Here is a 21,680-nt window from a genome sequence, read left to right on the forward strand (position 1 = left end):
CAGCCCGGCTGCGGCTTGCGGCTATTCCGTGGGCCGGCGTGCCTGTCTTACTTCGCGGTCGATTGCCCAGGCGTCCGCTACTGGGCCCACGTGCCGCAGCTTGTCGGGGTTGATCACCGAGCGGATCGTCTGGATCTGCCCGTCGAGTACATCGAGCGCCAGGGTGTAGAGCACCTTGCCGTCCCGGTCGCGGAAGATCGCGCCCGGCTGGCCGTTGAGCTCGTGCGGCTCGAACGTCACGTCGATCCGGGCCAGCCGGCGGAAGACGGAGGCAAGCAGCCGGGCCGCGTTCGCGGCGCCGATGATGGCCCTGGCCAGCTGCGGTGCCTTGCCGCCGCTGTCTCCGACCATCGACACGTCGGCGGCGAGCAGTTCCTGCAGGCCGGCGACGTCGCCCTCGCGGAGGGCGTCGAAGAACCGCGACGCCAGTTCCTCCCGCTCTTGGCGGACCGCTTCGAAGCGCGGCCGCCCGGCCTCCATATGCCGCCGCGCCCGCACCAGCAGCTGCCGGCACGCCGCCTCCGACCGACCCACCGCCGCGGCGACCTCGTCGAACCCGAAGCCGAACACCTCCCGCAGCACAAACACCGCCCGCTCCAGCGGGCTGAGCCGCTCCAGCAGCAGCAGCGCCGCCATCGACACCGAGTCGGCCAGCTCCATCGACCGCGCCGGATCCTGATACGGATCGCTCAGCAGCGGCTCGGGAAACCACGGGCCCACGTACTTCTCGCGCCGCACCCGCGCGGAGCGCAGCACATCGATCGAGATCCGCGTCACCGCGGCCGACAGAAATGCCTTGGCCGACGTGGGCTGGGTCGCCGAGCCGTCAAAGCGCAGCCATGTCTCCTGCACAGCGTCCTCGGCCTCACCCACACTGCCCAGAATCCGATAGGCGATCGAAAACAGCAGCGGCCGCAGCTCCTCGAACTCCTCGACCTTGCTCACGCGGATTCCCTCCCCTTGGAGCCCTTCCACCCGGCCGTACTCGCCGGCGCAGGCAACTTCTGGTGATCATCCGGACCAGTCGCTGCTGATGCTCAGTGGAACTGCCCGGGCTCGTAGTCGCCGGCCGGCTGCTGGCTGATGATGTTCAGCCGGTTCACCGTGTTCATGAAGGAGACGAGGATCACCAGGGCGGTGAGCTGCCCCTCGTCGTAGTGCTTGGCGGCGGACGCCCACACCTCGTCGCTGACCCCACCGGCCGCGTCCGCGACCCGGGTCCCTTCCTCCGCCAGCTCCAGCGCGGCACGCTCGGCCTCGGTGAAGACCGTGGCCTCCCGCCACGCCGCGACCAGGTTCAGCCGCACCGAGGTCTCGCCGGCAGCGGCAGCCTCTTTGGTGTGCATGTCGATGCAGACGGCACAGCCGTTGATCTGACTTACGCGAAGCGCCACCAGCTCCTGCGTGGCGGCCGGCAGCGGCGAGTCCCTGAGCGCCTTGCCCACCGACATGAAGTACTTGAGGGCCTTGCCTGCGGTCGGGTCGGCGAAGTAGTTGAGTCGTGCGTTCATGATGTGCTCCTCTGTCGTCGTCGTGGCTACACCCCCTGAGACGGGGTAGCCCGCCGCCCTGTGACATGGACCGATGTGACCTGCGTCTCCCGTCCGCCGACGCACGTCACCCGACGGATTCGGCCTCATCCGCGCCGCCTTCGCGGAGGGCGTCGAAGAACCGCGACGCCAGTTCCTCCCGCTCTTTGCGGACCGCTTCGAAGCGCTGCCGCTACCGGCCCGCCGCTCGCCGGTCTGCCTTGGGCAATCGCGGCAGGAGTGCCACGAAGAAGACGCCGATCGGCCCAAGAGACAGCGAGAGCATCCCCCAGGCGAGCCAGTTCTGCCCCTTGCGATGAGCCAGCCAGGTACTGAAGGCGGCCAGCGCTACAGACAACGCCATCGTGAGCAAGCCACCCAGGTAGGCGTACATCAGCGCGTACATGTGGAGAAGGCTCTCACGCGTGCGGACGCACAGACCGCCCCCGAGAACGTGCGTAGGCGAAGCCGACGGTCCTACGGTCCCGTCGCGATCAGGCGTTGCCCCGCACCTTCTCCACTGACCACGTCATCTAGGCACGTCCCACGAGGATACCGTCGTCGTCGCTGAACAGCTCGGCCCCAGGATGGAAGGCGACACCACCGAAAGTGACCGGGACGTCGCGCTCGCCAGTGCCCTCTTTGCCGCTCCTGCGTGGATTGGAACCCAGCGCCTTGACGCCCAGGTCCAGTTCACGCAGGGCGGCGACATCCCGTACGGCCCCGTTGATGACCACGCCGGCCCAGCCGTTGACGACGGCAAGGCCGGCGATGACGTCACCCATGAGGGCCGTGTGCAGCGAGCCGCCGCCATCGACCACCAGGACGCGTCCCGCGCCTGGCTCTCCCAGAACGGACTTGAGCAGCGCATTGTCCTCATGGCAGCGAACGGTGACGACCGTACCGGCGAAGGCCCGGCGGCCGCCGTATTGGGCGAGCTGGAGGTCGCAGGAGTCGAGCTGATCGCCGCGCTCGTCGTAGAGGTCTGCGGTCACGATGGTCATGGTGCGTGCGGCCTTTCTGCGGATCGGCGGGGACCAGTGGCGAACTGCCGCCGCTGGTACCCCGCCATTGTCGTTGTGGTCAGGACGGTGCACTGATCAGCGGAGGTGGAAAGCCGCGACGACCGTACAGGTGATCAGTCGTCAGGGCCTTCCATCTCTCCGCTACGCGGGTTGGGGCCGGGGCCGGGCGTCGCCCTTGACGTAAATGCGTTGGCGTCGCGGTCCTCGATCGGGCTAGCGTTGCTCCGTCATGCGCCAGAGGACGTGCCCTGTCTGCGCCCGTGAACCAAGAGATGGGAAACCGCAGGATGACTTCTCAGCTCGTCGCGCTCTGCTTCGATGCGAACGACCCCCACCGCCTGGCGAGCTTCTGGGGCGGGTTCCTGGGCTGGGAGATGGTCGACGATCCCCACGAAGGCTTCACCCTCCTGCCGAGCGACGACACCGGGTTCCGGATCCGATGTGTTCCGTCCGAGAAGAAGAAGACCGGCCAGAACCAGACGCACTTCGACCTGACGAGCACGTCCCTGGAGGACCAGCAGCGGACGGTGGCGCGGGCGCTCGAACTCGGTGCGCGGCACCTGGACATCGGGCAGGGCCCGGACGCGGCTCATGTGGTGCTCGCCGACCCCGAGGGCAACGAGTTCGACGTGATCGAGCCGGGCAACAACTTCCTCGCTGACTGCGGATTCATCGGAGCGCTCGCGAGCGACGGTTCGCAGGAGGTCGGGTACTTCTGGAGCGCGGCGCTGGGCTGGCCGTTGGTCTGGGACCAGGACCAGGAGACCGCGATCCGCTCGCCGCACGGTGGTCCGAAGATCACCTGGGGCGGCCCGCCGGTGGCGCCGAAGACCGGGAAGAACCGGCTGCACTTCGACCTCGCTCCGCCTGCGGACGGTGATCAGCAAGCGGAGGTCGACCGTCTCATCTCCCTCGGAGCGAAGCGGATCGACATCGGCCAGGGCGAGGTCAGCCACGTGGTGATGGCCGATCCCGACGGCAATGAGTTCTGTGTGTTCCCCCGATAAGAGGGCCCGAAGGGCCTCCGGTCAGCGTTCGCGTTTGGCGGGGAGCACCATCGGCAGCCCCGTCAGCGGGTCGGGGAACACCGAACACCCGAGGGCGAAGACGTCGGAGATCAGCGGCGCGGTGACGATCTCCTGAGGGTCGCCGTGTGCCACGACGCGGCCCTCGTGCATCACCACAAGGTCGGTGACGTAGCGGATCGCCTGGTTGATGTCATGGAGCACGGCCACCAGCGTGCGTCCGGAACGCTGCAGGTCGGTGAAGAGCTCCATCAGCTCCACCTGATGGGCCACGTCGAGGTAGATCGTGGGCTCGTCGAGCAGCATGATCCGGGTCTGCTGGGCCAGGGCCACGGCGACCCACACGCGCTGCTGCTGCCCGCCGGACAGAGCGTTGACCCGCTGTGTGTCAGGGGCTCGTGCCACCCTGGAGGCCGATTGATCTCCGACTTTCACCCGATGCGGGCCGCCGCTGGCCCTGTCGCCGATACGAGCGTTCAATGGGAGAGGTGAGGCCGATCGAGGAACTGGCCAGAGCGCCTTACTACACGGTCCTCGCCTGGGTCGATCAGGCGTCGGCTGACGAGTTGCTCGAGGTGTTCGAGCGGGCGATGGATCAGAGGATCGGTACGCTCGCGGACTGCGTGGGGCGGCGGCTCGCCGTACTCGGGGATCGCCGGGCCGTCGATCTGGCCATCCGGCTGCTTACCCCGCCCGCGCCCAGGTGGGCGAATCAGGCTGCGCTGCTGCTGGGAAGGCTGGGGGACGCGCGTGCGGTCCCGGCGCTGATCGCCTCACTGACGAATGCCGGCCTGCGTGACGCCGCGATCACGGCTCTCGGTCGATTGCGGACCCAGGAGTCCGAGGACGCGCTGGTGGCGACCGCGGAACGGGTACGGAGCAGCACGATGGTCGAGGCGTTATGCGCGGCGAACACGCCGCCCGCGCTGGAAGCCGTGCTGAGGGCTACGCGCGAGAGTGGCACCCTGCTGGGCGAATCCGCGGCATGGGCAGTGGCCCGGGTCGCCGACGAGCGGTTCGTCCCCTACCTTCTCGAACTCGTGGCAGGTCCGCTGCGATGGGCAGGCCTGACGGGACTTCAGCGGGCCGCGCACGGCCGCGCCGTTCCCGCGCTCGTCTTCGTGCTCAAGCAGCCCGCCGACGGTCACACCCATCGTCTGGCTCGATCGGCGCTGGCGTCCTGCGGTCGCTCCGCGTCGCCCGCACTGTACGTCGAGTCGGGCGGTGACCATCGCCTGCGCCGGTCGATGGCGTGGCTGTGTGGCCGGATTCCCGACGTGCGCGCTGATTCGCTCCTTGAAATCCTGCTCGGTGATGAGGACGCGTACGTCCGGGGTCAGGCGGTCGACTCGCTGGGGCGCATGGCGAATGCCAACGCCGCACCGGCGCTGCTCCGCGCGCTTGAGGATCCGTCACATCGGGTCAGGGCGCATGCGGCGACCGCGCTCGGTCGGCTCGGAGTACGGTCCGCCAGACCGGCGCTGGAACGTCATGCCGCGAGCGACGGCGTCGCCTGCGTACGAGACGCTGCGGCGGCGGCTCTGCGCACCCTCAGCCAATAGCCCGGCATCGTGGGTATTTGCCTTGATCAAGCCAGACCGACGGGCGTTCATCGGCTTTGGCTGTCTCGCTTGTGAACGAGTACGCCGGCTCTGAGTGAAAGTGCGAGTCAGTGCCGAGAACTGCTGCAGACACGGGATTTCGGGTCGCGCCGCCGGCGTGTACGACAGAAGGCCGGCTTCCGTCGTACGCTGAATCTCGCACGTGACGGACAGGAGGCTGAGGTGGCCGAGGCGACGCTGACCGAGACGATGGTGGCCGAGGTGATGGCCGAGCTGGCCGAGCTCGAGGATTCGAAGACACGCGAGGTGAACGAGAAACACGGTGACGATCACGGTGTGAACCTCAGCAAGCTGCGCGCGCTCGCGAAGCGGCTGAAGACGCAGCAGGAACTCGCGTGCCGGCTCTGGGAGACGGATGACACCGCGGCGAGACTGCTGGCGATCCTGATCTGCCGCCCGAAGGCGTTCGAGCGTGACGAGCTGGACGTCATGTTGCGCGAGGCGCGCACACCCAAGGTGCACGACTGGCTCGTGAACTACGTGGTGAAGAAGAACCCGCACTCCGAAGAGCTGCGCCTGACCTGGTTCGCCGACCCGGATCCCGTGGTCGCGAGCGCCGGCTGGGCGCTGACCACCGAACGCGTGGCGAAGAAGCCCGAGAGCCTCGACCTCGCAGGACTGCTCGACGTCATCGAGGCGGAGATGAAAGACGCCCCGGATCGCCTGCAGTGGGCGATGAACCACTGCCTGGCGCAGATCGGGATCGAGCACGTCGAGCACCGCGCCCGCGCACTCGACATCGGTGCGCGCCTGGAGGTGCTCAAGGACTACCCGACTTCCCCGGGCTGCACGTCTCCGTTCGCGCCCATCTGGATCACCGAGATGGTGCGCCGACAGCACGACAAGTAGGAAGGTTCGCGCTCACGCTCGTTCACCATGCATTCTCGGAAATGATCCGAGTTGTTCGCTCAGAGCCGGAATCCTGTTGCGAGGTTGGCGAAGGCCCGGCGTGACCAGACCGATCAGAAATCGAGAAGCGCCATTCACCGGGCCGCACTTAGCGTGACAGCTATGGCTTCCATCGAATTCGTCACCATTGAGGTGGTCGATCCCGCAGCGGCCAACCACTTCTACACCACTGCCTTCGGTTTGGGCTCTCGGGTGCGCCTGCAGGCCTCGGAGGCACCGACGACCGGCTTCCGCGGGTTCACGCTGTCGCTCATCGTGTCCCAGCCGGCCACCGTCAACGGCCTCATCGGCACCGCCCTCGACGCCGGTGCCACGCCGTTGAAGCCGGCCGCGAAGTCGCTGTGGGGCTACGGCGGCGTTGTGCAAGCCCCGGATGGGACGATCTGGACGGTCGCCTCCTCGGCGAAGAAGGACACCGGCCCGGCCACCCGGCAGATCGACGAGTTCGTGCTCCAGCTGGGAGTCGCGGACGTGGCCGCGACCAAGCGGTTCTACGTTGACCGCGGCCTCGCCGTGACGAAGAGCTATGGCCGCAGGTACGTCGAGTTCGGCACTTCGTCGAGTCCCGTCAAGCTGTCGCTCTACAAACGTCGTGCCCTCGCCAAGGTCGCCGGCGTCGCTCCCGACGGCACCGGATCGCACCGGCTCGTCATTGGCAGCGATGCCGGGCCCTTCACCGACCCGGACGGCTTCGTGTGGGAGGTGGCCTAGAAGGCCCCATTGGCGGAGCCCCTGGAAGACGCTTGGCCGCCCTGGCGGGGTTCGGCCCCTGCCTGACCTGCCACGCCGCCGTGTCACGGGGGGCCTGAGAGGCCCCCCGTGGCAAGCCGTGGGCTGCGCGGGCCGGCATGCCGTCAAGCGGCGTCGAGGGCTTCGGTGATCTTGCGGGCCATGTCAGCGATGGTGGGGCTGGGCTGGCCCTGGTGGGTGCGAGCGGCCGTTTCGATGGCGACGATGACGGTGCTGCGGAAGTTGTCGGCCTCTTCCGGCGCCTGCTTCTTGAGCAGGCCCATGGCCGCCGTCAGGGCGGGCAGCACGTGGTCGGCGAGTTCGGCTACGGACTTGCCGTTCAGGTTGCCGATCTTCGTCTTCTCGCCGAGCACGTGCCCGATCAGGCCAGTTGCGGAGGCCAGGGCGATGGAGCCCTCGGTGGCGATTTTGTGGGGCGAGCCGGCAGCACCAGCGGCGGCCAGCAGCGTGACGGCGCCGTAGGCGGCGGTGCGCAGGGTGAGCTTGTCCTGGTCGGTAAGGGTGACGGACATGGTGGTGTGCTCCTTTTACATCTGTTACGAAATGCAGTTGAAGGACGGATGGTGGAGTGCGGTCCTGCTGGTGCCTGGGGTGTCTCGATTGCTCAGGCGGGGCCGCCCGGGGTCTCACCCTCGGGCGGGTGCGGGTTCGGTGTCAGTCGTCGATGGCCTGGTAGAGCGTGGTCCAGAAGTCGTGGATGAGCCGGGCCGAATCCGGGGTGGACATGCCGACCTGGGTGAGCAGGATGCCGGTGAGCTGGTTGTCCGGGTCGGCGTAGGTGGAGGTGCCGCTTCCGCCGTCCCAGCCGAACTGGCCGACGGGGGCGTAGTCGCCGCGGTAGGTGCGCACCGCCATCCCCATCCCCCAGCCGCCGTGCTGGCCCTGGCCGAAGGACACATGGACGTTGTCGGTGGCCATGGCGTGCCGGGCGGCTTGCTGCTCGGGCGTGAGGCGGTTGGTGGTCATCAGCTCGACCGCGGGCCGAGACAGGATCCGTTCGCTCCCGTGCCTGCCGTGATTCAGCAGCATCCGGAAGTAGGCGTGGTAGTCGTCGACGGTGGAGACCAGCCCGCCGCCGCCGCCCTGGAACGCCGGAGGCTGGCTCCAGCGTCCTCCCTTGGCCTCGTCCCACACGTGGAACTGTCCGGTCTGCTGGTCGGGGGCATACAGGGTCGGCAGCCGGTCGATCTTGTCGGCGGGCACGTGGAAGGCGGTGTCCTTCATGCCCAGCGGATCGAGGATGCGTTCGCGCAGGAACGTCTCGAACGACTGGCCGGTGACCCTGGCCACCAGCACGCCGAGAACATCGTGGCTGAGCTGGTACTGCCAGCGCTGTCCGGGCTGGTGCATCAGCGGAAGCGTGCCCAGGCGGCGCATCCACTCGTCCGGCTCGGGCATCGGCTCCGGCAGATCGGGCGTGAGCCCCCGCTCGAAGATCGCGCCCATGATCGGAGTGCCCAGCGCCGTCATGTCCATGCCGAGCCCGAAGGTGGAGGTCAGCAGGTCCCGTACGGTGATCGGCCGCCGCGCCGGCACGGTGTCGTCCAGCGGGCCGTCGATCCGCTTGAGCACCTGACGGTCGGCGAGCTCCGGCAGCCACTGCTCCACCAGGTCATCCAGCCGCAGCCGGCACTCATCCACCAAGACCATCGCCGCCGCCATCGCGACCGGCTTGGACGTGGACGCCATCCGAAAGATCGTGTCCCGGCGCATCGGCGCGCCACCTTCATGACGCATCGTCCCGACCGCCTCGACATGCGTCTCACCGCCCCGGCTGACCAGAGCGACCAGCCCGGGAATCCTCCCGGATTCCACACGCCGTACCAGCACCTCACGCAGCCTGCGCAGCCCCGCCGCGGAGAAACCGCCGTTGCCGTGTTCCATCATGAATCTCCTTACGCACAGTGTTGGGTCTGCGAGACCCGCCCCGGGCGTGGCGCCCATGGCCTTGGCGAGGTGGATCTCGGTCACAGGACTCCCTCTGCGGCGCCACCGGCATCCACAAACGTTCGGGAATCGCTGAACAACTGCGACAGTACATTGCGTTCATAAATGCGTCAACAGCTATGGGCGGCGCATCCTGCCTGTTAGAGTTGGATTACTGAGCCGCTATTGCAATGATTCTGATGCTGAATGCAACGAGGGATCATGACTCGTTTTGCAATGGGCAACGCGTGAATGCATGCAGTGCAGCTGAGGGTGCCGGGGCGCAGAGCTCCGCGCATGTCGACAGATAGGAGCCAAGCACCGATGCCCGGAGGCAGACTCACCAATGAGGACCGCCAGCACATCGCCGCGTGGCTGTCCGAGGGGCTGGGATACGCAGAGATCGGCCGGCGTCTGGGGCGTCCCGCCTCGACCATCATGCGCGAGGTCACCCGCAATGGCGGACCCGACGATTACGGGGCGGACCGGGCGCACGAGGCCACACGGCATCGTGCGCGCCGGCACAAGCAAACTCAGCCTCCCGCGCCCCCGATCCCCGACAGCGGCCGTGGGCGTGACCCCCAAGCGGTGCAGGACTTCAAGGAGTCCTTCACCGCTCTCCTCGTACAGCAGGGCCTGCCCCGGATGGAGGCCAGGGTGCTGGCCTGCCTGTACATCACCGATTCCGGCGCTCTCACCGCCGCTGACCTGGTCCAGCGGCTTCACGTCAGCCCCGCGTCGGTCTCGCACGCCGTCGCCTTCCTCGAACAGCAGGGAATGCTCAGACGGGAACGGGTTCCCGGCGCGCGGCGCGAACGCTATGTCATCGACTACGAGATCTGGCTCCCGTCTCTCCGCGCATCTCTGCAGATGAACGATGCCCTGGTGGCCGCATCGCAGCGCGGAGCCGAGATTCTCGGGACCACCACCCCGGCGGGTGCCCGCTTCGAGTCCTCCGCCGAACTCCTTCTCCTCGTGAGCGAGGCCTTCCGGCAGGTCATGGAGCACTGGCGGCAGAGCCTGGCCGCCCGGAACGCCGGGCGACAGTGATGATCTCTCCGCTGGTCGTCGGGCGTTGCCCTGTTCCTCGCCGTCCTCACCAGCGGCGTTGCGGCGAGCATCTCGACAGTTCTTCCGCCCGCGGCACCCTGCGAAATCGCGGATCAACGCCGCGCCGCAGCTGATCGGCTCGCTCAACGGCATCCGTGCCAGCGCCGACCGAGCCTCCCTGGGCCTGCGCAAGAGCGCCCGCGCCGATCGGCGGACGCCTCGGCTTACTCTTTTCCGTGGGTGGGGACGATATCGAGCCTGCGCATGCGACGGGCGCCCCACTCCCCCAGGGCGCCGAGCGCCGCGTAGAGCGCGACGCCTTCGTCGGTCAGCTCGTATTCGACCCGGGGCGGTGTCTCGTCGAACGCGGTCCGCCGGACGATCCCGTCCGCCTCGAGCTCGCGTAGCTGCTGGGCGAGCACCTTCTCGCTGACGCCGGGGAGGCTGCGGCGCAACTCGCCGAATCGGTGGAGCCGCTCGTCCAGCGCCCAGAGGATCAGCGCCTTCCACTTGCCCCCGACGACGTCCATCGTGGCGTCGAGGGCACAGATGTAGGGCGGGTTGCGCATTGCCTCATGATAGCCGGGACGCCCCGACCCACTCGTGGATGCCCTGGTGAGGGCTCAGCCGGCGGCGACGGCGCGGCGCATCCGCCACAGCGAGGCACGCAGGTGTCCGGCCAGGTCCGCGGGCACACCCGCCTCTCCGGAGGCGGAGAGGATGCTCTGCAGGCCGGTCGCCTGCATCGCGGGGTTGTACTCGTCCGGGACGGATTCGCTCACGTCGGCGCCGTCGACCGTGATCGGGAGCATCTGCTCCATCCACGGCCGGAGCACCTCGCGCTTGAACGTCTCCACGTCGCCGCCTTCCGCGTGGACCAATGCCACGGCGTGGTCTGCCCCGGCGCCCATGCCGTACATGCCGCTCAGCGCGGCCATGTCATACAGCGCCGCGAACCCGGGGTCCTCGCCCACCCAATGAGGACGGCCGATGGGGCCGAGCACAGGGGCGACACGGTCGAACAGGTCACGCGCACCGCTGTAGAGGATGAAGGCTCCCTCCGTCCCCACCGTCGGGGGCACTGCCATGATCCCGCCGGCCAGGAATCGCACCCCGTGCCCCTCGAGCCATCCGGCGAGCTCGCGCGCCTGCCGTACAGAGCCGCTGGTGAGGTTGACGAGCGTCCCGCCGGCCAGCTTGCGCATGGCCGGTGCGAGCGTCTCGCGGACGCTGACGTCGTCCAGCAGGCATGCGACCGTCAGGCCGCCCGTCCCGATCGCCTCTTCCACGCTCGACGCCTCCCGCGCACCGCGCGCGACGAGTTCGCCCGCTTTCCCGGGGGTGCGGTTCCAGACCGTCACCTCGCGACCGGCTTCGAGGAGCGCGCTCGCGAGCGCGCGCCCCATGGCTCCCAGGCCGAGGATGCTGATTCGTTCGTTCCGTATGTTCATACGGAACACTTTTCACTCGGGACGGTACGTGCCACAAGAACGCACTTCGAAGTGCGTGGTTACCTGGAGGTGAGTCACCTGGCCCGCAGGATCCGGCCCCCCGTTCCATCCGCCGACCAGCGGCGATGCCGTTCATGGACGGTCTTCCGTGCGGACAGGACTAGCCGTCCCGCACCCACGGCCGCAGCTTCTCCGGATTGCGGACCGCCCAGACCCATCGCCCAGTACATGATCGCCATCGCTGACCTGGCTCCGGGGCTCGAACTCCTGGAGCGGTCGGTCAACGGTGTGCCGGGCCTGGTGGCCCAGCATGCCGGCGCCGTCATGACCGTAGCCTCGTTCGATGTCGCCGACGGCCGCGTCACCCGGCGCGGCGGTGCTGGCGTGGAAGCCGGGCGGCGGCTCGCCCCGGCCCGTCTGGCACGCGTCCGGCTTCCTTGCCCTCGCCTCGGTCCAGGTCCTGCTCGGCATCGCGCACATACCGTCGGTCCATCTCCCCCTGGGCGTCCTGATGTTCGGACTGAGCGTGCTGGCGCTGGCGCGGCGCTGAAGTCCGATACGGGGGCATACCGGCGAGCCCGGCCGACGGGCAGGCGACCCCCGGTTGGCGCGAACGTGACACGTCGCGCCGGATCCGGGTCAGCGAATGCGACGACCTGTCTCGGCGCAGGAGTATCCACCCAGCGCCTCCACGTCGGCGCGGAAATCCGGTCGGTCCAGGAGTGCCCAGAGTGGAGCCAGCGACTCCTCGGACAGCGCGCCCGTACGCAGCACCAGGTCGTACGGCTCCTGGGCCACCGGGACGAAGTCGAGCCCGAAGGCCCGAGCGGCGGCGAGAATCCCCAGGCCGGCGTCCGCGCGCCCCGCGGCCACGGCCGCGGCCACCGCCAGGTGGGTGTGCTCCTCGCGGGAGTAGCCGGCCACCTCGCTCGGGTCGATGCCAAGGCCGGCCAGTTCGTGATCCAGCAGCGCCCGCGTGCCGGCGCCGCGCTGCCGGTTCACGTAACGCAGGTCAGGCCTGGTCAGGTCCTTGATCCCGGCCAGGCGGAGCGGGTTGCCGGGAGCGACGAGCAGCCCCTGGTCGCGGTGGACCAGCCGGACCACGGCGATGTCGGCGTCCGAGCCCAGCAGCCTGTCGACGTACGGCAGCGTGTACTCGCCGGTGGCCGGGTCCAGCAGATGCGACCCGGCCAGGTGGCACAGGCCGTCGCGCAGCGCCACGAGGCCGCCCAGCGAGCCGACGTTCGACGACGCCAGAGTGATCAGCGGGTCCGCCGCGCGCAGGGCGGAGGCCGCGAGGTCGAGCACCAGGTCGTGCGAGCCGATCGCGACGATGGTCCGGCCGATCTCGGACAGGCCGCGCAGCAGTTCGACCCGGACCTGGTCCCCGGCGTGGTGGCCCTCCACTCCGGAGGGCACGACGAGCAGGCCGTCGGCGCGAACGAGTGAGGTGAGCACGCCGGCGCCCCGTGGCAGCGGGGTGGCGACGAGCCGGTCCTGGACCCGCCCGAGGCGCACCCGCACCCAGTCGTCCATGCCGATGGCGGACGGCAGCTTCCTGGCCAGGTGCGCCGTGGCCGATGGGCGTTCCCGGGGCGCGGCGCCTTCCAGCTCGGCGAGCATCGGAGCCGCGAAGATGTCGAAGGTCAGCGCCGCCGAGACCGGGTAGCCGGGAACGCCGATCACGGGCGTCGCCGCGACCGCGCCGAGGACGACGGGATGGCCGGGGCGCACGGCGACCCCGTGGACCGCGACGACGCCGGCCTCGGCGACCACGCGGGCGGTGTAGTCGTCCCGCCCCGCGCTGGAGCCCGCGATGAGCAGGACGAGATCGGCATCGCGGGTGGCCTCGCGGAGCACCGCGGCGATGGCCTCGGGATCGTCGGGGACGATCTCGGTGACGCGGGCCGCACAGCCGGCCTCCCGGGCCTGCGCGGCCAGCATCATCGAGTTCGTGTCGAGGATGTCGCCGGGGGCGAGCTCCGCGCCGATCGGGCGGATCTCGTCGCCGGTCGGCACGATCACCACGCGCGGCGCGCGGCGGACGCCGAGTTCGGCCGCTCCCGCCGCGGCGCAGGCGGCGACGTCGACGGGGCGCAGCCGGTGGCCTTCCGGGAGCAGCAGCTCGCCGGCGGTGATGTCCTCCCCGATGGAGCGGACGTGCTGGTAGGGCGGGACGGCCGCGCGGAGCTCGGCCTCCCCGTCCGCGGTGCGGTGCACGTGCTCACGCATGACCACGGCGTCGTATCCGTCGGGCAGCGGATCGCCGGTGTCGACGACGTCGAAGTCGCCGGCGGCGAGGAGCACCGGGCTGGTCTCGGCCGCGCCGACGGTGTCGGCGGCGCGTACGGCGATGCCGTCCATGGCCGCGGAGTCGAAGGCGGGTGAGGACCGCAGCGCCCACACCGGCTCGGCCGTCACCCGTCCCACGGCGGCACCGACCGGTGCCCGGACCATGTCGACCCGGGCGGGGCACCCCGCGGCGGCGCGCGCCTCGCGCCAGACGGCAAGGGCCTGCGCTGCGGGGACGTCGGAGACGAAGGGACTTTCTGCGCTCATCGGTACAGGATGACCTCTACCTCGGTGCCCGCGTCCAGCCCGGTGGCCGGTTCGGGCACGATCATGTATCCGTCGGCGCGGGTCAGCACCGACAGCAGCGCCGACGGGCCGAAGAGCGGCTCCGCCACGCCGTCCCGGACCCCGACCTGGACCACGTCGAGCCGGCCCGCCGCCGACGCCAGGTCGCGCGACAACCGCGCACGCGTGCTCGGCTGCGGTGGTGGGGCCTCGCATCCGGCGATGCGCCACAGCAACGGTACCCCGACCTGCCCGAACACGACCAACGCTGACAGCGGGTTGCCCGGCAGTCCGATGAGCGGGATCCCGGAGCACTCGGCCAGCAGCGTGGGCTTGCCCGGCTTGATGGCGATCCCGTGGCACCAGACCTCGCCGATGGCGGCCACCGCGCCCGCCGTCTCGTCCCTCGCGCCAACCGACGAGCCCGCCGACACGACCACCAGGTCGGACTCGGCCACGACCGCGGTCAGCCGGTCTTTGAGCGCGCCTGGCTCGTCCGGGACGATACCGGCGATCACCGGCTCGCCACCCGCGTCGACGACCAGCCCCGCCAGCGCGGAGGCGGTGGCGTCGCGTACCTGCCCGGATGCGAGCTCTACGGTGCCGGGTGGCACCACTTCGTCGCCGGTGGAGATGATCGCCACCCGGGGGCGGCGGTGCACGGCGACCGTGGTCACCCCCGCGGCGGCGAGGAAGCCGAGGTCCGGGGCGCGCAACGGCCGACCGCCGGGCGCCAGGACGCCGCCCGCGGCCACGTCCTCGTCGGCGCGGACGATGCCGCCGCCTGGTGCGACGGGCCGGGTCACCTCGATCGTGCCCGGCATCGTCTCCGCGGTGTACTCCACCATGACCACCGCGTCGGCGCCGGACGGAAGCACTCCCCCGGTCGGCATCGCGACGCATCCGCCGGCACGGACCGCCACGGTGGGTTCGGCGCCCATCCGCACCGCGCCGACCAGGTCGAGGTAGGACGGAAGCCCATCGGAGGCGCCGTAGGTGTCCATCGCCCGGACCGCGAAGCCGTCCACGGTGGAACGGGCGAAGCCGGGCAGGGCGGCGGGTGCCGTGATGTCCGCGACGGGCACCCGGCGCAGCGCCGCGGACAATGGGACGCGTTCCTCGGGCGTGCGATGCGAGGGCCGGAAGCCGGACCGGACCTCAGCGAGGGTACGGGCGGTGAAGAACTCCTTGCCGCTCAACGGTCCGGCTGCTCCTTCGAGCCTTCGGGCCGGGGCTGCGGGCGAGCCGCCGCGGCGCCCTTGTTCAGCCCGAGCACGGACACCACCGGTCCCAGTGCCACCTGCCCGAGCCCGCAGATCGACGTCTTGCGCATGGTCTCCTCCAACTGCAGGATCCGGCCGCTCTGCGCATCATCGAGGGTGGCGGACCCCGAATCCAGCGCGCCGCGCAGCAACTCGTGGGCCTTGGTGGAGCCGACCCGGCAGGGCACGCACTTGCCGCACGACTCGTTGCGGAAGAAACGCAGCACGTTCGTCGAGGCGGCCAGCAGATCGGTCCCCTCGGCGAGCACCACCAGGGCGCCGGAGCCGAGCATGGTCCCGGCCTCGGCGAGCGTCCCGAAGTCCAGCACCAGGTCCAGCTTGTCGGGGCCGATGAAGTTGGAGGACGCGCCACCCGGCTGAACGGCGCCGACCTGGGCGCCGCCGAGCACGCCGCCGGCGATGTCGATCAGACCGCGCACCGTGGTGCCCATCGGCACGCAGTACACGCCGGGGTTCTCGACGTGCCCGGACACGGCGAAGAACTTCCAGCCGATGGAGTCGCCCTCGCCCTGCTCGGCCCACCATTCGGCACCGCGTTGCAGGATCACCGGCACGTCGGCGAAGGTCTCCACCGAGTTGATCAGCGTGGGGCGGCCGTGCAGGCCGTAGTTGCCCGGGAAGGGCGGCTTGTTGCGCGGCTCGCCGCGGTGGCCCTCCATGCACTCCAGCAGCGCGGTCTCCTCGCCGAGGATGTAGCCGCCGGGCGAGACGAAGATGTCGAGCTGGAGGCGGCGGCCGCTGCCGCCGGCGTTCTCGCCGATCAGACCGGCCTCGCGCAGTGCCGCGATCTCCGCGTGCAGCACGCGCTCCTCGGGACCGTACTCGTGTCTGATGAAGATCCAGCCCTGCTCGGCTCCGACCACGGCCATGCCGAGCAGGAGACCCTCGATCACCAGGTGCGGCTGATCGGTCAGGATCTGACGGTCCTTGAACGTGCCCGGCTCGGACTCGTCGGCGTTGCAGATCGCATATTTGACGCTGCCCGGCTCGGCGGAGGCGACCAGGCCCCACTTCCTGCCCGTCGGGAACCCGGCGCCGCCCATGCCACGCAGCCCGGAGGCTTCCAGCGTGGCCACCACGCTCTCCGCGCTCAGCTCGCCGGCCAGCAGCGCGCGCAGGCTCGCGTACCGGGTGGAGACGTCCGAACCGGCCGGGTACGGATCGTTCGGCCATGGCTCGGCGCGTCGCGTCACGGTGGCCTCGCCGAGCTCCTCCTCCCGCGCGGCGACCACGAGCGCGTCGACGTCGGCGACCGGCGCGGGGTACTCGTTGACGGCCAGCGCCGGGGCGTTGTCGCAGCGGCCCAGGCAGGACACCTCGACGAGCTCGATCTCGGCGTCGTCGCCGTAGCGGTCGCGCACCTCGGCGATCCGGTCGTCCGCGGAGCGCAGCCAGCACGACAGGTCGTGGCACACGTTGATGGCCACCTTGGCGGGCGGGGTCGTGCGGAAGTGCGGGTAGAACGAGATGAGGCCCTCGATCTCGTAGAGCGGCCGCCGCATGGTGCGGCCCAGCTCCTCGAGTTCCTCTCGCGGCAACCAGCCCAGCCGCGCCTGGATGGCGTTGAGCGCCGGGATCAGCGACGGCCCGGGGAACTTCCCGGCTCGCGCCTCCACACCGGGCACCCGGGGACGTCCCAGCTCGAAACTCAGGGTCATTTAGACACTTCCCATGTTGCTGAGGGGCTCCGCGTCTTCCACGCTCAACGCCTCGACCTGAATCGCGCAGAACTTGAACTCGGGGATCTTGCCGAAGGGGTCGATCTCGTCGATCGTCAGCAGGTTCGCCGCCGCCTCCCGGAAATGGAACGGGATGAAGCAGTTTCCCAGCTGCTCGCGGTGGGAGACGCGCACCTGCAGCTCGATGTACCCGCGCCGGGACCGCACCCGGGCCTTCTGGCCATGCGACAGCCCGCGGTCGGCGGCGTCCTTGGGATGCATGTACACCTCGGCGATCGGCGCGATGGTGTCCAGCGCGTACGACCGCCGTGTCATCGACCCGGTGTGCCAGTGTTCGAGCAGCCGGCCGGTGTTGAGCACCAGCGGGTACTCCGCGTCCGGCAGTTCCTTCGCCGGCAGCCACTGCGCGGGGACGAGGTGGGCGAGTCCGTCGTCGGTGTTGAACCGCTCGTCGAACAGGACCACGGTCCCGTCGGAGTGCTCGGGGTCGTCGTTGGGGTAGAGCTTCCCGGTCAGTCCGAGGTTGTCGTGACGCAGGTTCGCGTACGAGGGCATGAGGGCGACCATCTCGTCGAACACCTCGCTGGGCGAGGAGTACGACCAGTCCAGCCCGATCCGCTGGGCGAGGTCCTGGATGATCTCCCAGTCCACCCGGGCCTGGCCCGGCGGGTCCATCACCTTGCGGCCGAGCTGCACGCGACGGTCGGTGTTGGTGTAGCTCCCGTCCTTCTCCAGGTACGACGAGGCCGGCAGGATGACGTCGGCGAACTCCGCGGTCTCGGTCAGGAAGATGTCCTGCACCACCAGGAAGTCCAGCTGCGACAGCGCCTTGCGCACCTTGTTGATGTTGGGGTCGGACAGGAACGGGTTCTCGCCCAGCATGTACATGCCGCGCACGCCGCCGGGCTTGAGCACCGAACCGATGATCTCGGTGACGGTGAGACCGCGGTTGGGGTCGAGCTCCGTGCCCCAGGCCTCCTCGAACCGCCGGCGGGTGGCGTCCATGTCGACACCCTGGTAGTCGGGATAGAACATGGGGATCAGCCCGGCGTCGGAGGCGCCCTGGACGTTGTTCTGTCCGCGCAGCGGGTGCAGGCCGGTCCCCGGTCTGCCCACATTGCCGGTGATCGAGCAGAGTGCGATCAGGCAGCGGGCGTTGTCGGTGCCGGTGGTGTGCTGGGAGATGCCCATGCCCCAGTAGATGACGCCGGCCCTGGCCTCGCCCCAGACACGCGCGACCTCCCGGATCAGGTCCGCGTCAACGCCGGTGATCTGCGCGGCGCGCTCCGGCGGGTACTCGTTGACGGTGCGGACCAGTTCCTCGAAGTTGGAGACCCGGGCCTTGATGAACTCCAGGTCGATCAGGTTGAGCCGGATCACCTCATGCATGATCGCGTTGTAGAACGCCACGTCGGTGCCCGGCTTGACCTGGCAGTAGTAGTCGGCGTGCTCGGAGACGGTGCTGGCGCGAGGGTCGACATAGACGATCTTCGTGCCGCGCCGGCGGGCCTGCTTGAAGAACGAGCTGGCGACGGGGTGGTTCGCCGTCGGATTCGACCCGGTGATGATCACGACATCGGCGTTGGCGACGTCGCCGTACGTGGTCGACACCGCGCCGGAGCCGACGCCCTCGAACAGCGCGGCCACCGACGAGGCGTGGCAGAGCCGGGTGCAGTGGTCGACGTTGTTGGTGCCGAAGCCGACGCGGATCAGCTTCTGGAAGAGGTAGGCCTCCTCGTTGGAGCACTTCGCGGAGCCGAACCCCGCGATGGCGCCGGCGCCCTGCTCCGCGTGGATCTCCTTCAGCCGCCGGGCGACGAGGTCGAGCGCCTCCTCCCAGGTTGCCTCGCGGAAGTGTGGCAGCACCTCGTCGTAGTCGACCAGGCCGCCGGGCTTGCGCCGGCCGTCCTTGCCGTTCTTGCTCAGCTTGGCACTGCGGCCGCCACCGCTGCGGTTGCCGCCGGCGCCGCGCACGTCCGCCGACAGCGGGCCCTTGGGATAGGACGACTCGATCCGGATCAGGGGCACGGTCAGGCGCTGCGGCGACGCCGCGTAGTCCCAGCCGTACCGGCCCTTGACGCACAGCCGGCTCTTCGAGCCCGGCTGGTCGCGGCCTTCCGCGTACGCGATCGCGCCGCGCGACCGGTCGACGTAGTAGGTGAGAGCACAGCCGACGCCGCAGTACGGGCACACGCTGTCGACCGCGTCCAGCTCCTCGCGGGGCCGGATGGGGATGTCGTTGATCGCCTTGTTGGTCAGGGCGCCGGTGGGACAGGCCTGCACGCACTCACCGCAGGTCACGCAGGAGCTGGCGCCCATCGGATCGTTGAGGTCGAAGGCGATTCTGGTCGAGTAGCCCTTACCCGAGCGGCCGATGACGTCGTTGCCCTGGATGTCGTCGCACGCGCGGACGCAGCGGTCGCAGAGGATGCACGCGTCATGGTCGACCGCGATCACCGGATTGGAGATGTCCAGGCCCCGGCCCGAGCCGCACGGCAGGTCGGTCGTCTCCTTGGCCACGTCGAACCGATCGGCGAGGTCGAGGAGCAGGTTGTCGCCGGTGGTCGTCTGTTTCGGATCCTCCGCGCGCGGCGGCTGGTCGGAGACCAGCAGCTCGGTCAGGGTGGCCCGGTTACGCTCCAGCTCCGGGGTGCTGGTCTTGACCTGCATGCCCTCCTCGCAGGGGCGCACGCACGCGGCGGCGAAGGCCCGCCCGCCCGTGTCCACCACACACATGCGGCAGACCCCGACGGGGTCATAGCGCTCGTCGTGGCACAACACCGGAATGTCTATATCTACCAGTTTCGCGGCATCGTAAATGCTGGTGCCATCCGGCACGGTCACAGCGCGGCCATCGATCTCGACAGTCACAGTCCGTACGGCCGTCGCCGGCTCGTCGAGCATCGTCATCTCAACCTCGTCAGTCGAGCAGTGAAGTAGCATACAGAATACGGCATACAATATGTCACCGCAATTTTGTCCTGTTTTCGGGTGGGCCCTTGCCCGCCGGTCCGCTCCGCCACACCTGATCCACCTGCCGCATGGCTACGCGTCGAGCAGCAGACCCGCGAGGTCGGCCGCCGTGACGCGCCCCTCCTCGTCCAGGCCACGCACGACGTAGTAGCCGGCGATCATCGACTGCAGGCGGCCCGCGTCCAGCGTCGCACGACGGCCGGAGCCGAGTTCGAGCGGCGTTTCCAGCATCCGGGCCGGCAGCGTGTCGTCGGCCGCGGTGGCCCCCTCGCGCATGTTGAACGCGCGCTTGGCCCGGACGATCCGCCGGGCGGTGTCCCGCAGCTCGGCGGCGTCCAGCTGCCATCCGGTGACCAGCGCCAGCAGCCCGGCCCACTCGGTGAAGGGGTCGTCGAAGACGCCGCGCAGGAACTTGCAGAGGATCATCGAGTCCATGACCGCGGCGCGGTCCTCGGTGTCGACCGCGGCGGCGACATGGGCCGCGCCGCCGGCCAGCCGGTCGAGCTCACCCGACAGATCGGCCTCGTAGGCGCCGGACCGGTTGTGATCGGCTCCCCTGGCGTTCACCGCGAGGCCGAGCGCCATCGCCTGCAGGCTGCGCGGCTCGTAACCGGGTAGCTCCAGCCCCTTGACCTGCGGCGCGAAGTCGATCGAGGCGTGCCCGACCACGCCGGCTGCCCGGCGCGAGCCCTGCGAGAGCAGCTCCCCCAGGCCCGGCGACCGCTCCCCGATCGCGTCCAGCGCCCGCAACAGCGCCGCGCCGTCGCCGAACCGCAGCCACGGCTCGTCGAGCAGACCACGTTCGACGCACTCCATCGCCCACGCGATCGTGCCACCCGCCGAGATGGTGTCGATGCCCAGCTCGTCGCAGCGCGCGCTGGCGGCGAACACCTCATCAGGGTCGGACACGCCGCACAGCGGGCCGAGCGCGAAGACGTTCTCGTACTCCATCCGCTGGCTGCCACCGCCCTTGCGCGAGTAGATGTGCTCGCAGCCGATGGAGCACGACGCGCAGCTGTTGCGCGCCACCCCACGCAGCTCGTGCAGCTCCTCGGCGGCCAGCCGGGGCGCGCCTTCGAAGGTCGCCGCGGTGAAGTTGCGGGTGGGCAAGGTGCTGACGGCGTTGAAAGCCAGCAGGTTGGCCAGGGTGCCCAGCTCCCGGTATTTCGCGGTGGCCGGGCCGAAACTGCGCCGGCGCAGGTCTCGGGCGGCGGCGAGGACCCCGGGCTGGTCCGCGACCGACACCTTGGTCGCCGCTCTGACCAGCACGGCCTTGATGTTCTTCGCGCCCATCGTCGCGCCCAGGCCGCCCCGGCCGGCGTGGCGGCCGTCATGGCTGATGGTCGCGTATCTCACCTGGCGCTCACCCGCCGGGCCGATGGCCGCGGTGCGCCAGGTGCGGCCGAACCTGGCCTTGGCCGCGGACTCCGCCTCGGCCGCGGTCAGCCCGGCGAGCTCCGGAGCCGGTTCGAGACGCACGCCGTCGCCGTCGATCAGCAGCACCGAGAGCTCGTCGGCACGGCCGCGGATCACGATCGCGTCATGCCCGGTCAGCTTGCCGGCGATGGCGAACTGGCTGGACGCGAGGGCGTCGGTCAGCAGTCCGGTCAACGGCGACTTGGCCACCACCGCGAATTTCGCGCTGGTCGTCAACGGGGTGCCGACCAGCGAGGAGAAGACGAAGGCCAGCGGCGCCTCGGGAGCCAGGGGATCGACCCCGGCGGGCGCCAGCCGGTGCAGCAACCACGTGCCGAGGCCCACTCCGCCCAGATAGGACCGCAACACCCGCTCGTTCAGCTCGTAGGGGGCGCTGCTCGCCTGCCTGCCTGCGACATCTACGAGTAGCGCTCGTCCGAAGAATCCACCAGGCACCATGTCCCG

The 21,680-nt window shown here is 69.7% G+C and carries 20 protein-coding genes; 6 read left to right on the forward strand and 14 right to left on the reverse strand.

The annotated features are described in order from the left end of the window. Window positions 1-21: 21 nt before the first annotated feature. The 4 genes from V5E28_RS21095 to rraA all read right to left on the reverse strand — a co-directional run bounded on the left by V5E28_RS21095 (window position 22) and on the right by rraA (window position 2,533). Window positions 22-945 carry an RNA polymerase sigma-70 factor gene (locus V5E28_RS21095; RefSeq protein ID WP_336208691.1) on the reverse strand — a complete coding sequence of 308 codons (924 nt, stop codon included), beginning with the start codon at window positions 943-945 and terminating at the stop codon, window positions 22-24. A 92-nt stretch (window positions 946-1,037) separates the two neighbouring features. Then, window positions 1,038-1,511 (reverse strand): carboxymuconolactone decarboxylase family protein, encoded by a 474-nt coding sequence (locus tag V5E28_RS21100; RefSeq protein WP_336208692.1) that lies wholly within the window; start codon window positions 1,509-1,511, stop codon window positions 1,038-1,040. A 211-nt stretch (window positions 1,512-1,722) separates the two neighbouring features. After that, window positions 1,723-1,935, reverse strand: a complete 213-nt coding sequence (locus V5E28_RS21105; protein ID WP_336208693.1) for a hypothetical protein — start codon at window positions 1,933-1,935, stop codon at window positions 1,723-1,725. A 127-nt stretch (window positions 1,936-2,062) separates the two neighbouring features. Next, window positions 2,063-2,533, reverse strand: a complete 471-nt coding sequence (gene rraA, locus V5E28_RS21110; RefSeq protein WP_336208694.1) for a ribonuclease E activity regulator RraA — start codon at window positions 2,531-2,533, stop codon at window positions 2,063-2,065. A gap of 308 nt (window positions 2,534-2,841) precedes the next feature. Here rraA and V5E28_RS21115 point away from each other — a divergent pair, with 308 nt between their 5' ends. Further along, window positions 2,842-3,561, forward strand: a complete 720-nt coding sequence (locus tag V5E28_RS21115) for a VOC family protein (protein WP_336208695.1) — start codon at window positions 2,842-2,844, stop codon at window positions 3,559-3,561. 21 nt (window positions 3,562-3,582) lie between these two features. Here V5E28_RS21115 and V5E28_RS21120 read toward each other — a convergent pair whose 3' ends face one another. Further along, on the reverse strand, window positions 3,583-3,984 hold the full coding sequence (locus tag V5E28_RS21120; protein WP_336208696.1) for an ABC transporter ATP-binding protein: 402 nt from the start codon (window positions 3,982-3,984) through the stop codon (window positions 3,583-3,585). Window positions 3,985-4,067: 83 nt separating this feature from the next. On the opposite strand from V5E28_RS21120, the gene V5E28_RS21125 reads away from it, so the two are divergent. The 3 genes from V5E28_RS21125 to V5E28_RS21135 all read left to right on the forward strand — a co-directional run bounded on the left by V5E28_RS21125 (window position 4,068) and on the right by V5E28_RS21135 (window position 6,821). Further along, window positions 4,068-5,141: a HEAT repeat domain-containing protein gene (locus V5E28_RS21125; protein WP_336208697.1), complete on the forward strand. Its 1,074-nt coding sequence runs from the start codon at window positions 4,068-4,070 to the stop codon at window positions 5,139-5,141. A 264-nt stretch (window positions 5,142-5,405) separates the two neighbouring features. After that, window positions 5,406-6,050: a DNA alkylation repair protein gene (locus tag V5E28_RS21130; RefSeq protein ID WP_336208698.1), complete on the forward strand. Its 645-nt coding sequence runs from the start codon at window positions 5,406-5,408 to the stop codon at window positions 6,048-6,050. Between the two features lie 162 nt (window positions 6,051-6,212). After that, window positions 6,213-6,821 carry a glyoxalase gene (locus V5E28_RS21135; protein ID WP_336208699.1) on the forward strand — a complete coding sequence of 203 codons (609 nt, stop codon included), beginning with the start codon at window positions 6,213-6,215 and terminating at the stop codon, window positions 6,819-6,821. Window positions 6,822-6,964: 143 nt separating this feature from the next. On the opposite strand, the gene V5E28_RS21140 is transcribed toward V5E28_RS21135, so the two are convergent. Together V5E28_RS21140 and V5E28_RS21145 are read right to left on the reverse strand one after the other, a co-directional pair. Then, on the reverse strand, window positions 6,965-7,372 hold the full coding sequence (locus V5E28_RS21140; protein WP_336208700.1) for a hypothetical protein: 408 nt from the start codon (window positions 7,370-7,372) through the stop codon (window positions 6,965-6,967). 142 nt (window positions 7,373-7,514) lie between these two features. Continuing rightward, window positions 7,515-8,744: a serine hydrolase domain-containing protein gene (locus V5E28_RS21145; RefSeq protein WP_442945849.1), complete on the reverse strand. Its 1,230-nt coding sequence runs from the start codon at window positions 8,742-8,744 to the stop codon at window positions 7,515-7,517. Between the two features lie 366 nt (window positions 8,745-9,110). On the opposite strand from V5E28_RS21145, the gene V5E28_RS21150 reads away from it, so the two are divergent. Further along, window positions 9,111-9,836 (forward strand): GbsR/MarR family transcriptional regulator, encoded by a 726-nt coding sequence (locus V5E28_RS21150; protein ID WP_336208702.1) that lies wholly within the window; start codon window positions 9,111-9,113, stop codon window positions 9,834-9,836. 224 nt (window positions 9,837-10,060) lie between these two features. Here the strand turns inward: V5E28_RS21150 and V5E28_RS21155 are convergent, their stop codons facing one another. Together V5E28_RS21155 and V5E28_RS21160 are read right to left on the reverse strand one after the other, a co-directional pair. Further along, a complete protein-coding gene (locus V5E28_RS21155) occupies window positions 10,061-10,405 on the reverse strand; it encodes a winged helix-turn-helix transcriptional regulator (RefSeq protein WP_336208703.1) in 345 nt (114 codons plus the stop codon). 54 nt (window positions 10,406-10,459) lie between these two features. Continuing rightward, window positions 10,460-11,287, reverse strand: coding sequence for an NAD(P)-dependent oxidoreductase (locus V5E28_RS21160; RefSeq protein WP_336208704.1), 828 nt, complete (start codon window positions 11,285-11,287; stop codon window positions 10,460-10,462). Between the two features lie 343 nt (window positions 11,288-11,630). On the opposite strand from V5E28_RS21160, the gene V5E28_RS21165 reads away from it, so the two are divergent. Further along, the gene (locus tag V5E28_RS21165; RefSeq protein WP_336208705.1) at window positions 11,631-11,837 is read left to right on the forward strand and encodes a hypothetical protein; all 207 of its coding nucleotides are present in this window, start codon (window positions 11,631-11,633) and stop codon (window positions 11,835-11,837) included. Between the two features lie 89 nt (window positions 11,838-11,926). On the opposite strand, the gene V5E28_RS21170 is transcribed toward V5E28_RS21165, so the two are convergent. From V5E28_RS21170 to V5E28_RS21190, 5 genes are all read right to left on the reverse strand, one after another. Next, complete coding sequence (locus tag V5E28_RS21170; protein ID WP_336208706.1) at window positions 11,927-13,846, reverse strand: molybdopterin biosynthesis protein; 1,920 nt, start codon at window positions 13,844-13,846, stop codon at window positions 11,927-11,929. Beyond that, on the reverse strand, window positions 13,843-15,063 hold the full coding sequence (locus V5E28_RS21175; RefSeq protein WP_336208707.1) for a molybdenum cofactor synthesis domain-containing protein: 1,221 nt from the start codon (window positions 15,061-15,063) through the stop codon (window positions 13,843-13,845). The genes V5E28_RS21170 and V5E28_RS21175 overlap by 4 nt, the downstream gene beginning before the upstream one ends. Beyond that, window positions 15,060-16,805 carry an NAD(P)H-dependent oxidoreductase subunit E gene (locus V5E28_RS21180; protein WP_336208708.1) on the reverse strand — a complete coding sequence of 582 codons (1,746 nt, stop codon included), beginning with the start codon at window positions 16,803-16,805 and terminating at the stop codon, window positions 15,060-15,062. The genes V5E28_RS21175 and V5E28_RS21180 overlap by 4 nt, the downstream gene beginning before the upstream one ends. Next, on the reverse strand, window positions 16,806-19,769 hold the full coding sequence (gene fdhF / locus V5E28_RS21185; RefSeq protein WP_336208709.1) for a formate dehydrogenase subunit alpha: 2,964 nt from the start codon (window positions 19,767-19,769) through the stop codon (window positions 16,806-16,808). A 102-nt stretch (window positions 19,770-19,871) separates the two neighbouring features. Beyond that, window positions 19,872-21,674: an aldehyde ferredoxin oxidoreductase family protein gene (locus tag V5E28_RS21190; protein WP_336208710.1), complete on the reverse strand. Its 1,803-nt coding sequence runs from the start codon at window positions 21,672-21,674 to the stop codon at window positions 19,872-19,874. Between the last annotated feature and the right edge of the window lie 6 nt (window positions 21,675-21,680).

Source organism: Nonomuraea sp. LPB2021202275-12-8, assembly GCF_037044575.1.
Lineage (GTDB): Bacteria > Actinomycetota > Actinomycetes > Streptosporangiales > Streptosporangiaceae > Nonomuraea.